This window comes from Corynebacterium mycetoides (genome assembly GCF_900103625.1).
GTDB lineage: Bacteria > Actinomycetota > Actinomycetes > Mycobacteriales > Mycobacteriaceae > Corynebacterium > Corynebacterium mycetoides.
Genome location: NZ_LT629700.1, coordinates 619,749 through 631,902 on the forward strand (window position 1 = coordinate 619,749; position 12,154 = coordinate 631,902).

General features: G+C 61.7%; 9 protein-coding genes, 7 pseudogenes and 1 other annotated feature. Of the genes and pseudogenes, 8 read left to right on the top strand and 8 right to left on the bottom strand.

The genetic code is table 11. The features are described 5' to 3' along the window. Positions 1-9 precede the first annotated feature (9 nt). Positions 10-1,308 (bottom strand): glycosyltransferase family 87 protein, encoded by a 1,299-nt coding sequence (locus tag BLS40_RS03030; RefSeq protein WP_157672432.1) that lies wholly within the window; start codon positions 1,306-1,308, stop codon positions 10-12. Positions 1,309-1,444: 136 nt separating this feature from the next. Between BLS40_RS03030 and BLS40_RS03035 the strand changes: the two are divergent. Then, positions 1,445-2,158 (top strand): annotated as a pseudogene (locus BLS40_RS03035) (IS6 family transposase). Here the strand turns inward: BLS40_RS03035 and BLS40_RS03040 are convergent. Next, complete coding sequence (locus BLS40_RS03040) at positions 2,155-2,862, bottom strand: relaxase domain-containing protein (protein ID WP_092148596.1); 708 nt, start codon at positions 2,860-2,862, stop codon at positions 2,155-2,157. The pseudogene BLS40_RS03035 and the gene BLS40_RS03040 overlap by 4 nt on opposite strands. A gap of 202 nt (positions 2,863-3,064) precedes the next feature. On the opposite strand from BLS40_RS03040, the pseudogene BLS40_RS03045 reads away from it, so the two are divergent. After that, positions 3,065-3,283: pseudogene (locus BLS40_RS03045) on the top strand (IS256 family transposase); the annotation flags it as partial. Between the two features lie 42 nt (positions 3,284-3,325). On the opposite strand, the pseudogene BLS40_RS03050 reads toward BLS40_RS03045, so the two are convergent. Next, a pseudogene (locus BLS40_RS03050) lies at positions 3,326-4,591 on the bottom strand (IS3 family transposase). Next, positions 4,170-4,301, bottom strand: a sequence feature (AL1L pseudoknot). Its footprint overlaps the pseudogene before it by 132 nt. A gap of 72 nt (positions 4,592-4,663) precedes the next feature. Continuing rightward, positions 4,664-4,867: pseudogene (locus tag BLS40_RS03055) on the bottom strand (integrase core domain-containing protein); the annotation flags it as partial. A 52-nt stretch (positions 4,868-4,919) separates the two neighbouring features. On the opposite strand from BLS40_RS03055, the gene BLS40_RS03060 reads away from it, so the two are divergent. After that, entirely contained in the window at positions 4,920-5,243 is a 324-nt protein-coding gene (locus BLS40_RS03060) for a hypothetical protein (RefSeq protein WP_231908457.1), read from the top strand. Positions 5,244-5,245: 2 nt separating this feature from the next. Continuing rightward, positions 5,246-5,551: an IS3 family transposase gene (locus tag BLS40_RS03065; protein ID WP_231908458.1), complete on the top strand. Its 306-nt coding sequence runs from the start codon at positions 5,246-5,248 to the stop codon at positions 5,549-5,551. Positions 5,552-5,573: 22 nt separating this feature from the next. On the opposite strand, the gene BLS40_RS03070 is transcribed toward BLS40_RS03065, so the two are convergent. Further along, positions 5,574-6,659, bottom strand: a complete 1,086-nt coding sequence (locus BLS40_RS03070) for an IS3 family transposase (protein WP_231908539.1) — start codon at positions 6,657-6,659, stop codon at positions 5,574-5,576. After that, a pseudogene (locus tag BLS40_RS11170) lies at positions 6,608-6,802 on the bottom strand (IS3-like element IS3501 family transposase); the annotation flags it as partial. The pseudogene BLS40_RS11170 and the gene BLS40_RS03070, both read right to left, overlap by 52 nt. Positions 6,803-6,893: 91 nt before the next feature. Between BLS40_RS11170 and BLS40_RS03075 the strand changes: the two are divergent. The 3 genes and pseudogenes from BLS40_RS03075 to istB form a co-directional block, all read left to right on the top strand. Further along, a pseudogene (locus BLS40_RS03075) lies at positions 6,894-7,994 on the top strand (IS256 family transposase); the annotation flags it as partial. Then, positions 7,931-8,404 (top strand): Mu transposase domain-containing protein, encoded by a 474-nt coding sequence (locus tag BLS40_RS11350; RefSeq protein ID WP_407922416.1) that lies wholly within the window; start codon positions 7,931-7,933, stop codon positions 8,402-8,404. The pseudogene BLS40_RS03075 and the gene BLS40_RS11350, both read left to right, overlap by 64 nt. Then, a complete protein-coding gene (gene istB / locus BLS40_RS03085) occupies positions 8,401-9,195 on the top strand; it encodes an IS21-like element helper ATPase IstB (protein ID WP_092148607.1) in 795 nt (264 codons plus the stop codon). Before BLS40_RS11350 ends, istB begins: the two co-directional genes overlap by 4 nt. 76 nt (positions 9,196-9,271) lie before the next feature. On the opposite strand, the gene BLS40_RS03090 is transcribed toward istB, so the two are convergent. Next, a complete protein-coding gene (locus tag BLS40_RS03090) occupies positions 9,272-9,643 on the bottom strand; it encodes a YciI family protein (protein WP_092148610.1) in 372 nt (123 codons plus the stop codon). Between the two features lie 272 nt (positions 9,644-9,915). Here BLS40_RS03090 and BLS40_RS03095 point away from each other — a divergent pair, with 272 nt between their 5' ends. Next, entirely contained in the window at positions 9,916-11,130 is a 1,215-nt protein-coding gene (locus tag BLS40_RS03095; protein ID WP_092148613.1) for an RNA polymerase sigma factor, read from the top strand. A gap of 410 nt (positions 11,131-11,540) precedes the next feature. On the opposite strand, the pseudogene BLS40_RS03100 reads toward BLS40_RS03095, so the two are convergent. Continuing rightward, positions 11,541-12,152, bottom strand: a pseudogene (locus BLS40_RS03100) (IS3 family transposase); the annotation flags it as partial. Positions 12,153-12,154: the final 2 nt, after the last annotated feature.

The following is a 12,154-nucleotide window of genomic DNA, read 5'->3' on the forward strand; positions in this document are numbered from 1 at the left end:
GTGCAAGCATTACGGGGTGCGGGCGAGGCGGTAGTCCACCTCCGCGGGGACCCGCAGCAGCGCCGTCGCGGCCAGCACCGCCGCCCACAGCACCACATGCAGAACCGTGACCGGGCTCGGGGCGGCCGTCGTGGTGAAGTCGATGCGCACCAGCAGCAGCGCGAGCGCTCCCAGGGCAAACGCCGCCGGCTTCCACGCACTGCGCCGGACGGCGTAGGCGAGGATGCCGATGAGAGGCAGCACTAGGGCCACCGAGTAGTGCAACCACAGGATCTGCGACACCGCCATCGGCCCGAGCAAACACAGAGCGAGGAAAACCTTCGCGGGGAACCGGCCCGAACGCCTCCACGTCCAGACGAAAAGTGCGACGACCGCCGCCACGAACAGGGCCGTTGCCGTGGCGGGCACCAACGACCCGCCCCGCACCACCGCGACCCCCTCCGTCGTGCGCTCACCCGCGTACAGGATCGAACCCACCGTGGCATTCATCGGGGCCACCAGATGGGCGTCGCTGAAGCTGCCCAGCGTCGCCGCCCACAGCGCCACCTGCTCCGGCAAGAAGATCAGCTGCACCGCTGAGTACACCGCCACAAGCACCGCGGCCCACGCGCCCGCCCGCCGCGTCGAGGGCACCGCGAGCATGCCCACGGCGAGCACCACGGGCGTGAGCTTGATGCACGCCGCCACCGCGAGCAGCACCCCCGCCACCCGCGGGCGCTGGGCGGCCACGGCCATGGCGGCGACGCAGCACGCGATAATCAGCGGAGTGGTCTGCCCCACCACCCTGGCTATCACCAGCGGCACCGTCAACCACACGAACACGGTCCCGATGGACAGCACGGGGAGCACGAGCGTGCGCTGCGTCCAGAACCTGTAGGACGCAGCGATGAGCAGCGGCACCGCGAACGCGCTGCCCACCGTGATCGCGAGCAGGGAGGCATCGAAGGACAACACGCGCGACACGAGGGACATGGCCACGCCCACGCCCGGCGAATGCACGAACGGGTGGCCGAACGGAGCGGACGTCTGCTCGGCGACGATCGCGTCCCACACCGGCGAATCGGGGTAGGCGAAATCGAGGGGCGAGACCGCATACGCCTCGCGCCAGTCGCCCCGGGCGATGAGGCGTCCACCCACCCACAAGCTCGTCCAGTCGTCGCCCACGACGCGCGGGAACCAGGCCAGCCCGGCGGCAACCGCCCACACGGCGCTGAGTATCCAGCCGGCCGGGGTCATCAACGGGGCGGCGTCCGCTTCCGGTGGGCGGGGCAGGGTGTCCGGAGTGCCCGGGATATCAGGGATGCGCATGGTAGGTGGCACATTAGTCGCCGCTCCCCCGGGAACCGGGCAGGGACGCACCGGGGCACGGGGTTCTCGAGGTTCTCGAGGTGGTGCTGTTGCAAAGTTGGGGCAGTAGGAAGAGCGACGTGAAATAATCACAGCCATGGGTATCTTCTCCGGTCGTCATTTCCCCCGTGACATCATTCTGTGGGCAGTGCGGTGGTACTGCCGCTACGGGGTGAGCTACCGCGATCTGGAGGAAATGATGACTTCAGCGGGGCGTGCCGGTCGATCACACCACGATCTACCGCTGGGTTCAGAAATACGCCCCTGAGCTGGACAAGCAAACACGGTGGTACCGGCAGGTACCTGACTGGCAGGCCAGTTCCTGGCGGGTGGATGAGACCTATATCCGGGCCGGCGGCAGGTGGTGCTATCTCTATCGGGCGATCACCGCCGGTGGCCAGACCCTGGACTTTTACCTCTCTCCGAAGCGGAACGTAGCCGCAGCGAAGCGTTTCCTGGCCAAGGCCCTCAGATCCAATGCATCAGCCGGGTATCCCAGAGTGATCAACACCGATAAAGCACCCTCACTAGCCAGGGCAATCGCCGAGTTGAAGTCAGAGGGAATCTGCCCGCCAACAGTGGAACACCGGCAGGTGAAATACCTCAACAACATCCTGGAAGGCGACCATGGTCGGCTGAAGCGGATCCTCGGGCCGAAAGGCGCGTTTAAGAACCGGACATCTGCATATCGGACGTTGAAAGGGATGGAGGCGATGCACTCATTGCGGAAAGGGCAAGGCACGATGTTTGACCTCACGGGCAACCGAACCCGGACGCGGTGATCGTCAACCGGGTCTTCCAGAATATCTAAGCAGGCTGGGCCATAATGCTGGCCAGGCGACGAAGAAAGGAGTGTTCGCGGTTCTCCACCCAACTTTGCAACAGCACCCACGCCGCAATTTTGTTCGCGGTGGACTCATCGGCCAGGGCCCACAACACCGAAATCGACTTCGCAGGCGAGAACGTCAAGTCGAAACCCGCGACCGCCTGCTTGACCTGATTGCGTTGCTGGTTGACCCAATCAACGATGTCTTTATCCGGCGCATCGACCCACCCGGTGGCCTCCACGTAGTGCTGCCGACCAACAGAAATGGCCATGCCGGTGCGCTCATCTTCCGTCGGAAGCCGCCCACTTTCAGCGACGAAAGCGCGCTCCGCCGCGCGCAACTCGTTGAGCACCGGGATGTCATTGGTGTAGAGCGGAAACTTCCCACCGAGCTTGCACTCGTCGAGACGCTTGCCCTCCCACAACATCCGGTGCGTGTCCGGGTGGTAACCCAAACCGTAGAGAGCTTCCATCTGGTCGGCCTCAACTTCCACCCCGACAGCGGCGGTTTCCGACCCGAGCGCGGCCAACCCGCGGCCGATCCAACGGCCCGGAGGCGTGCCCTTCGCTTGATAGTACGAGGACAGTTTTTCGGTCTCCACCGACTCGTCATACGCATCGTTCGTCGCCACAGAGCGCAGCAGGTACTGGTACCCAGCCCCGGCGTGAACGGCGCGAAACGACATCATGTTTTCGCAGTCTAGCCGACCGATTCACCATGTTCACTAAAAGTGCCTACTGTGTGTGGCAATTCAGGCGTCTGCGAAGGGGAACTAGGTGAGCAGGTAGGAGGGGCGAGAGCTGTCCTGTGTTTGCTAGATTGCGGGCTGTGAAGGGGAGTGTCAGGAAGTTTGTGTGTGAGGCTCTGATCTAGAAGGAGTTTCACCGATAATGACTACGGTGTCACCGAAGAAAGGCCATGACCCGGCGAGGGTCAACGAGATCAGCGAGAAGCTGATGGAAAATCCTGAGCTCGCCAGCTTGATCAGCGAGCTGTCGACGTCCGCTGATGATGCCAGCGACCTGGTCAAAGGCCTGTTGCAGGCATCGATCAACGCTGGTCTGCAGGCGGAAATGGATGCGCATTTGGGCTACGGACATTCCGACCGTAATGAATCGGCCTGAGTTTTTCGGAGACTACGGGTAAAAGCCTTACTGGGCTCTTCTGGTGGTGTTGAATTCCTCGTAGTCCTGCTCGTATTCGATCGGGGGAACGTCACCGATCGACGAGTGCAGACGTTGGTGATTGTACCAGTAGACCCACGAGGCCGTTTCCGTTTCTACCTCCTGGGCATCCCTCCACGTACGACGTGGATCGAAGCCGATCAGTTCGGTCTTGTAGAGCCCGATCGTTGATTCCATCATCGCGTTGTCCAAGGCGTCACCGGCCGAGCCGATCGAGCCCTGCAACCCGGCCTCGACAAGGGGCTTCGGTAAACGCCATAGAGGTGTACTGGGCTCCCGCGTCCGAGTGGTGGACGATGCCGGTGGCGGTGAAGTCCATCCTCGTGCGCCGACGGGAAAACAGGGCGTGCTCCAGGGCCATGAGCACCATCCGGGTGTCCATGACCGTGGTGACCACCCAGCCGAGGATCATTCGCGAATAGGCGTCGACAATGAAGGCGACGTAGCAGAAGCCCTCCCGGGTCCAGACGTAGGTGAAGTCCGCGATCCACCACTGATCCGGGTGCGACGGATACGCCCACCGCCGGTTGATCAGGTCCGGGTGCCGGCGGTGGGCCGGGGTGGCCACGGTGGTCTTCTTGCGGTGCATCCCTCGTGACACGCCTTTGATTCCGGTGATCTTCATCAGTCGTTCGACCTGGTCACGGCCAACAGTCATGCCGTCACGGATGGCGGACTTCCAGAGTTTGCGCCGGCCGTAGACCTTGCGGTTGGCCTCCCACAACCGGTAGATGCGGTGGGCGGCGTAGGCCTCGTCGAGTTCAGCGTCCGAGGGGCCGAAGCCGCGGGCCTGATGGTCGTAAAAGGTGCTTGGGGCAATCGCGATGCCATGGGCAGTCAAGGTTTCGCAGATTGACTCGACCCCGAAGCGGTGGCGGTAGGTGCGGATGAACTCCACGATTACCGAAGTTTGCGGTCGAGCTCCGCCTGGGCGAAAAAAGCCGACGCCGTTTTCAAAATCTCATTGGCGCGTCGCAGCTTGGCCACTTCCTTGGCCTGCTCGTCGTAGGCGGCCTGGAGTTGCTGGTAGGACAGGGAACCGGGCTCAGGAGCTTCGGCCTGCTTTTCCTGTTTGCGGATCCAGTTGCGCAGGGTGGATTCCTTCACACCGAGAAGTTCACCGATCTCCCGGCGGGCGCCCGCCTTGGAGATGTCGCCTTCCTCGAGGCGCTCGAAGTACATGCGCACCGCGCGCTCCTGCGTGGCTGCGTCGTACTGACTGGGTCGTGCCATGCTGATCTTCCTCCTAGGGTAAAACCTAGTCTCCGACCAACCCAGGCTGAAGCGTCCTGGTTTTCGTTCCGCTTATTGAACGCCCAACGGGTGGGCGAGTGATTGTTGATAGTAGGCGTCTTCCATCTCTTGTGGAGTGATGTATCCCAATGACTCGTGCAGGCGATGGTTATTCCACCAGTACACCCAGCGAAGGGTCGCGATCTCGACTTCCCCAACCGACGCCCACGGCCGGTGGGGATAGATCAGCTCGGTCTTGTATAGACCGTTGACCGTTTAAACCGGCCTGGGTTTGTGAGAGGGCATGATGTAACGCAGGAGGAACATCATGGCTATCAGCCCCTACGACCAGGAGACCCGCCAGCGGGCGGTGCGCCTGTACTTCGAGGAGCTCGCTGACGGCGCTTCATCCAAGGCAGCCGCACTACGCGCTGTCGAAGCTGTCATCGGCATCAAAACATCCACTATCCGCAACTGGGTACGCGCAGAAGAGAAAAAGGTGGACGTCGCCGTCGAGCAATCCGACGCCGAGAAAGACGCGGAACTTATTACCCTGCGCAAAGAAAATGCCCGGCTCAAAGAAGCCAACGAGATCCTGAAACTGGCCTCAGCTTTTTTCGCCCAGGCGGAGCTCGACCGCAAACTGAAGTGATCGTGGACTTCCTCCGCACTCACCGGCACCTGTATTCCATCGAGCGGATGTGCCGCGTGCTCAACGAGCATGAATACGCTATTTCACCAGCAACGTTCTACCGCTTCCAGGCCCGTGGTTTCGGGCCCACCCCTGCCGAGCTGGACGAGGCTTACACCGCGCACCGGCTCTTTGAGCTGTGGCGGGCCAATCGGCGGGTCTACGGGCGACGAAAACTATGGAAAGCCGCCCACCGGGCAGGCTGGAACATCGGCCGTGACCAGGTGCAACGCCTCATGAATATCCTTGGAATCGCGGGTGTACTCTGAAGCGTCCTGGTTTTCGTTCCGCTTATTGAACGCCCAACGGGTGGGCGTGTGATTGTTGATAGTAGGCGTCTTCCATCTCTTGTGGAGTGATGTATCCCAATGACTCGTGCAGGCGATGGTTATTCCACCAGTACACCCAGCGAAGGGTCGCGATCTCGACTTCCCCAACCGACGCCCACGGCCGGTGGGGATAGATCAGCTCGGTCTTGTATAGACCGTTGACCGTTTCCGCCAACGCGTTGTCGTAGGAATCGCCGACGGTGCCAACGGACGGATCAATCCCAGCTTGAGCAAGCACCTCACTGTAACGAATGGACACGTACTGCGAGCCGCGATCGCTGTGATGGACAAGTCCTTCAGCACGGAGATCACCTGCGTGATAAAGAGCATGCTCAAAAGCCTCAAGAGGCAGCTCATCGGTGCGCATGCTCGCCCTGGTGGCAACCCCGACAATCTTGCGGGAGTACGCATCGGTGATGAACGCGGTGTACGCAAACCCCGACAGGGTACGCACGTAGGTGATGTCAGCGACCCACAGCCGGTGCGGCGCTGACGCGGTGAAGTCACGATTGACCAGATCAGGACGACAATCCGGGACATCAGCCCGAAGCGTTGTGATCGGAGTGCGGCCCCTTCTGCGGCCTTGGATGCCGGCGAGTTTCATCAACCGTGCCGTCTGATCACGACCGATGTCCCAGCCGGCGCGCTGCATGGCCTTCCACATCTTGCGTACCCCGTACACGCTGAAGTTGTCCTCGAAGACTTTCACCAATTCGGGGATAAGCAGCGCGTCTGACAAGCTCCTGGCCGACGGGGCTCGTGTTTTCGCTGCTCGGTAGCCACGAGAGGTGATAAACCCACATTCTGTCTGCCTTAACGTGCGACAGATGGCCTCGACCCCGAAGCGATCGCGATACGTGTCGATGTATTCGATCATCTTCTGGTGGGACGGTCGAGTTCCGCTGCGAAAAAAGCTGAAGCGGTCTTCAAGATCTCGTTTGCCCTGCGCAGCTCTTTGTTCTCTTGCCGCAGACGCTTCAGTTCGTCGTCGACCGACTCGCCAGTGCTCCGCTGAACGTCGGGGGACGCTTTGACAGGTTTCAACCAGTTGTTGAGCGTGTGCGCCGAGACGCCGAGCTTCTCGCCGATCTCCTCCGCCGCCGCCCACTTCGAGCACCCCTCAAGCTCAACGAGCTCCTCGGCTAACCGCACCGCCTTGTCCTTGAACTCGTCACTGAACTTCCTAGGCATGGTCCAATCCTCCTCTAGAAACGATCGGAACTAAACCCAGGACACTTCAGGCCGCCTCAGTAAAACCAAAGCCCAGGTTGAACCCACACACGGCGGCAATCACCGCAACGGGTCGTACACCAAGACCGTCAACTCTGGCTATGGCGCAGTGGAAGTGACCGTGCCCAGGGATCGTGCCGGCACGTTTACCCCGAAGATGGTGCCCAAGGGAGCACGCCGGCTGACAGAGCTCGACGACATGATCGTCTCGCTGTATGCCGGCGGGATGACAGTGCGCGATATTCAGCACCATCTCGCAACCACGCTTGGGGTGGATATGAGCCCGGATACGATCAGCACGATTACCGATGCGGTTTTAGACGAGGTGATGATCTGGCAAAACCGCCAGCTCGACGAGTTTTACCCGGTGATCTTCCTCGACGCGCTCCGCGTCAAAATCCGTGACGGTCACCGCGTGGTCAACAAAGCCTGCTACATGGCTGTTGGCATCGACATCGACGGCATCAAGCACATCTTGGGATTGTGGATCGCTGATAATGAAGGCGCCGCATTCTGGGCATCGGTGTGCGCGGACCTGGCCAACCGGGGTGTCCAAGACGTGTTCATCGTCTGCTGCGACGGGCTGAAAGGTCTACCGGAAGCCGTGGAGGCAACCTGGCCAAATTCTATGGTGCAGACCTGCATTGTGCACCTGATTCGGGCTGCGAACCGGTGGGTGTCCTACCAGGACCGCAAATCTGTCTCCCGGGCGCTACGTGAGGTCTACACGGCCGCAAACGAGGACACCGCCCGTGCCAGCCTTGATGCCTTCGAGGCCTCAGAGTTGGGCCAGAAATACCCGCAGTCGGTCAAAGTCTGGCGCGACGCGTGGGACCGGTTCATACCGTTTCTGCAGTTCCCGCCTGCGGCACGGCGGGTGCTCTACACCACCAACTCGATCGAATCGCTCAACGCTGAACTGCGTAAAGCTACTCGTAACCGGGGCCAATTCCCGAACGATACTGCGGCACTGAAGACGCTGTGGCTGATGATCTGCAACATCGAAGACAAGCGCGCTGCCCAGCGAGCGAAGAAAGCGAAACGTGACATCGAATGCAACGGCTATATTGAAGGAGCGAAAGCCACCGGATGGAAACAAGCCATCAACCAACTAGCCGTGGCTTACCCCGACCGATTCGCGGACTACTTGTAACCCAAACCCCCGCACACAAACAATCGGACACTCTCCTGCGGTTCCGGGTCGGTCTTGCCCGGGATTATCACATCCGCGTCGATGGGAACGATTACTCCGCTGATCCTCGCCATATCGGCCGGAACATCGACGCGGTCGCGACGGGAACCATGGTCACGATCACCAGCGGCGGGGCGGTGATCGGCCGGCACGAGCGCTCCTGGGGTCACCACCAGGTGTTCACCGATCCGGAGCACAAGGCCACGGCGTCGAAGCTGCGCACCGCCTACTACTCCCACCGGCCCGCATCCACGCGTCGGCATCCGGATGGTCACCCGGTCGCGATCCGCGCGCTCTCGGACTACGACGCCCTGTTCGGCGTCGATTTTGATCCCCGGTCCACCCTCACCACAACGGAAGAAGCACGATGACCCCCAACGCGACGAAGACGACCGAACAGATCTCTTCCAAGATCGCCTATCTGACCCGGGCGCTGAAGACCCCCACGATCGGGAGGGTCTGGGAAGACCTCGACGGCATGGCCCGCGAGGAGAACTGGTCCCACGAGGAATACCTCGCCGCGGTCCTGGAGCGCCAGCTCGCCGACCGCGAATCCGCCGGCACGACGATGCGGATCCGGACAGCGCACTTCCCGGCGATCAAGACCCTGGAGGACTTCAACCTCGACCACCTGCCCTCGCTGCGCAAGGACCTCCTCGCGCATCTCACGACGAGCACGTTCGTCGCGAAAGCGGAGAACGTGATCCTGCTGGGCCCGCCCGGAATCGGGAAGACCCACCTCGCGATCGGTCTCGGCGTCAAAGCCACCCAAGCCGGCTACTCCGTGCTCTTCGACACCGCGAACAACTGGATCGCCCGCCTCGCGGCCGCCCACCACCAGGGGCAGCTCGAGGCGGAGCTGAAGAAGATCCGCCGCTACAAACTCATCATCATCGACGAGATCGGCTACATCCCCTTCGACCAAGACGCCGCGAACCTGTTCTTCCAACTCGTCGCCAGTCGTTACGAGCAAGGCTCGATCATGGTCACCAGCAACCTGCCCTTCGGTCGCTGGGGCGAGACATTCGGTGATGATGTCGTCGCGGCAGCGATGATCGACCGCCTCGTCCACCACTCCGAAGTCCTCACCCTCTCCGGAGACTCCTACCGCACCCATGGCCGACGAGACCTCATCGCCAAAGACCGCGCCGACAAAAGCTGAAAGCCTCGTTGGCAGCAAGACCTGAGCCTGGGTGGCTCCGAAGCGTGCGATTCGCGGAGCCACCCAGCGGACGGGGCTAGCCTGCTGCCTCTTCGCCGTGGTCAACGGCCGCTCGTACTTCGATAGCGCCGTCCGGTTCCGCCAACACCTGGCAGATCTCCAGCAAGTCATCGATGTCGTCACTTTCTACGGTGTAGAAGGCACCGAGCTGCTCGACGCTTTCGGCATACGGGCCGTCAGTGATCGAGAACTTGCCATCGTCAGACTTGGTCAGGGTCTTCGTCTCGGCGGATGGTGTCAGTTCCTGACCGCCGGTGATCTGGTGCCCGCGCGCCTCCAAGAGAGCGGCGAACTTCTCATGCCGCTCGAAGACCTCAGCCTGCTGGTGTTCGGACATTTCTGCCCATGCGGACTCGTTCCCGGTGAGCAGAACAGTGTATGTCGTCATGATCCGTCGCTTCCTTCGCGTTGTGATGGTGAACGAGCGCATCTGTCGCCCGTCACCATTATGACGCGCGACAGACCGTCAGATCGACACACCCAGATACGAATCTTTAGATCGATTTCGTCGCCCACGATCGCGTCCCGCTCGGGTTGTTCGCTGCGCACGGGTCAACTAACGTGTTCCTGAAGCGATCGACCAACCGCGCGCACGATCGCCCGAACTGAGCGAGTCAACCTTGGCTGCTTCGAGGCCGCAGCGAGAGGAAATGAACCCATATGACAGCCATTGAACAATTGCTTCGCGACGAGTGGGCTCGGCTCCTCGCGCTACTCGTGGCGCGCTTCCGTCGGGTTGATCTCGCAGAAGACGGTCTCGCAGAAGCGTTCGAAGCAGCAGTCCGAACCTGGCCCGAACAGGGAGTGCCCTCGTCTCCCGCGGCATGGTTGCTCACAACCGCCAAGCGGAAGATTCTGGACCAGTTACGCTCCGAAAACGTCCTCACTCGTCGCATGCCTCTGTTGATCGTTGACGCCGAGATCGCGGAAGCATCTCAACAGGCACTCGAGCATCCCAGCGATGATCTCCGAGATGAGCGTCTTCGACTGATCATGCTGTGCATGCACCCCCAGTTGTCTCGCGAAGCCGCAGCAGCCTTAACGTTGCGGCTGGTCCTTGGCGTATCGACGCAGGATCTCGCGAGCTTGTACCTTGTCCCCGTACCGACGATGGCTGCACGCCTGACCCGCGCCCGCCGCAAACTGGCCGGCGCGCACTTCGACATGCCATCCCCAACCGAACTCCCGGCAAAAGTTGACACCATTACAGACATCGTCTACCTCGCATTCACGTCGGGCTACGCGCCTGCCTCCGGAGACGCTGTCCTGCGAGTCCGGATCTCTGGCGAGGCCATCCGACTCGCCCAGGTCATCCGCTCACTCTTGCCCGCCGCCAGCGCAGACCTCGACGCACTCCTCGCGCTGATGCTGCTTCAACACTCCCGCAGGGACGCGCGCGTGCGCGATGGCGCACTCGTGCTCCTTCCCGAGCAAAACCGCTCACAGTGGCGACACGATGAGATCACCGAAGGTCTAGCCATTCTCGACGGGCTCCGAGACACACCCCCTTCACCGTTCCTACTGCAAGCGCTGATCGCCGCGGAACACGCGATTGCCCCCGTCAGCGACGCCACGAACTGGCCCAGAATAGTCCGCCACTACAACGAACTTCTTACCCTGACTGACTCACCCGTCATCCGACTCAACCGGGCCGTCGCCGTCGCGGAAGCAGATGGACCCACGAAAGGGCTGGAAGAATTGGAGGGCGTATCTCTCTCCGGACACCGGCTACCCGCAACTCGCGCAGAATTCCTCGCACGCTCAGGCCAGACCACCAAGGCAATCCACGCCATCGACGCCGCAATCGCGCTCTGCCGCAATGATGCAGAACGCACACACCTCGAGACGCGACGCGCAGCATGGAGCACAACCTAAGCAGCCGATAACCACCTGACTCACGCCCCACCGACCGTACAACCTACGCTCCGCGGTGCCCACGACACCCACCACAGGGGTCAAGTTTCAAACGGCAAAACAGGGTGAAAGTTCAGGCGGCGTTGACACACTTCTCTGATGCCACCTCAGCGGCCGCGATCGCTTCGTTGAATCTGGGCACCGGCACGGTTCCGCCTCGCCTTCGGGGCTTTCCCCCGCGCTGCGGTGGCCGCAGTGGCGGGGTTCGCCTGGTCCCAGTTCTCGGCGCGCTGCACCCAGTACCCGATGCGGTCGTGCGCATGTGCGCGGGCGGCGGACATCATCGGTTGCAGCTGGCCGCTAGCTACCTGCACCGACTGAGCGATGAGTTCTTGGGCGTTGAATCGGCCTGAATTTTTGAGAGTGGCGTGTTACACGGCGTGAAGGCATGCGCAGTTTTCTCGTTGGTAGTTGGTGTAGTGCTCGATCGGCGGGATATGCCCGAGCGAGGAATGCAACCGCTCGTGATTATACCAGTGGACCCATCCGGCTGTGGCGCGTTCCACCTCACCCCGGTCCGTCCACGTCCCTGCCTCGAAATCAATGAGCTCAGACTTGTACAGCCCGATCGTTGACTCCATGAGACCGTTGTCGTAGGCGTCGCCGACGGTGCCGATAGACCCGTCCATCTGGTGGACGGCCAGCAGCCGGCGGAGATCTGTGGAGGTGTACTGTGAGCCCGCATCCGAGTGATGGATCACCCCGGCCGACTCAAAGTACGGGTCCTGGCGCTGGCGTAGCGCCAGTGCCTGTCGCAGCGCACGGATGACCAAAGATTTCGTGGCTCGGGTGTCCACGACATACGCCAGGATCTCACGGGTGAACACGTCGGTGACAAAAGCCACGTAGCTGAAACCGCAGCTGGTGTGCACATACGTGAAATCCGCGACCCACCACTGATCGGGGCGCTGAGCCTGCGACCAGGCCCGTTGAATACGATCCGGGAAACGCTCGGCGGTGGGATCAGCAACGGTGGTGCGTGTGG